The sequence below is a fragment of the Aphanothece microscopica RSMan92 genome, assembly GCF_046613545.2.
Lineage (GTDB): Bacteria > Cyanobacteriota > Cyanobacteriia > PCC-6307 > Cyanobiaceae > NIES-981.
In genome coordinates, this window is the sequence record NZ_JBKKKY020000195.1 from 1 (window position 1) to 1235 (window position 1235).

At 69.1% G+C, this 1235-nt stretch carries 2 protein-coding genes; both read right to left on the bottom strand.

Features of this window, described 5'->3' with window-relative positions:
- Nucleotides 1–732: glycosyltransferase family 4 protein (locus tag ACLD7X_RS16905; protein ID WP_425625419.1), on the bottom strand; the 732-nt coding region annotated here is incomplete at its 3' end.
- 20 nt (nt 733–752) lie between these two features.
- A complete protein-coding gene (locus ACLD7X_RS16910) occupies nt 753–1025 on the bottom strand; it encodes a hypothetical protein (protein ID WP_411424855.1) in 273 nt (90 codons plus the stop codon).
- Between the last annotated feature and the right edge of the window lie 210 nt (nt 1026–1235).

A 1235-nucleotide genomic window follows, 5' to 3' on the forward strand; every position in this document is an offset into this window, starting at 1 on the left:
CAGCCCACGCGCGGCAGCATGGTTACGCCCCTCACAGACCCAGGTGAAGCTGGCCTGGGGCCGCGCCTGCAGCACCTGCTGGGCCACCTGCGCCACGAAGAACGGCGCCTTCACAAATTCGAAGCGGCCCACGTAAAGCAGCTTCAGGCGGCGGCCGATATCCATCGGCTCGGGGCAGGCTTCCTGGAAGGCCGGCGGGGCGGCCTGGGGGATCACCGCGATGCGCTCAGCGGCAACACCGTGGTGGCGTGTGAGGTAGGCCGCACACTGCGAAGCGCTCACGATGTGGCCATGGGCATGGCGGGCGATCATGCGGTTGCTGCGCGAGAGGGCGGCTCGCATCAGCGCACGGGCGACGCGCACTGGTGGCGGCTGCGGCGCAGCATGGGCTCGCCTCCATGTCGTCAGGTCATCCTCGTAACGGCCTTCGAAACCGTGCGACCGATGCACGAAGACCGCGTCTGGTGCGCGCAGGCGAAGCTCACGGGCGGCCAGGTAACCGTGAGACTGGTTGACGTGCACCACGTCGAACCTGCCCTGGCGAAGGTGGGCCCGCAGGGCCGCGCGGTAGGTGAGCGGCAGCTCGAGCAGGTAGTGCAGGTTCCAGTGGCGCAGCCGCCGCCGCCGCATGTCGCTGGCCCAGACCGTGCACACGTCGACGCCCGCACGCTCCAGCGCCCGGGCCGTCTGCCACTCGGTGCCGGCAGCGCCCGAGTCCGGCTCCGGAAGCACGTCGGCCATCATCAGGACCCTCACACCACGGACCCCGAAGCAGCGCCCTGGGGCCGCAGCTTCAGGAAGCCGGCCTGCAGCGCACGGATCCACACCTGGGGCGCCAGCGGATCGTCACGCAGCGAGGCCCAGATGTAATGCAAGGCCCGGACCTCGCCCTTGCGGATCAGGTGGCTGGCCACGAAATCGTTCATCCGGGCGCGCGAGTGGCTGGCGGACGCCTGGCAGACGGTTCCGGCATCCCAGGCCGTCTGCAGCAACAAGCTGGAAGGGTCGGTGACGACATGGGACACAGGCCAGATTGGATCATCGAGGTGATGCAAGCGATACCGCGCAGTTGGCCTTCGATCAGGGGCGGCGGGTAGCGCCAGACCTGGGTGCGCAGCAGAGCGTCGGTGATCATCAGGAGCCTGGCGTGTTCAGGGTGGGGCGGGTGCCGCCAGAGGCGTTCTGGCGCAGCAGCTGCTCGTAGAACGCAAGCGTCTCGCGGCCGACACGATCCC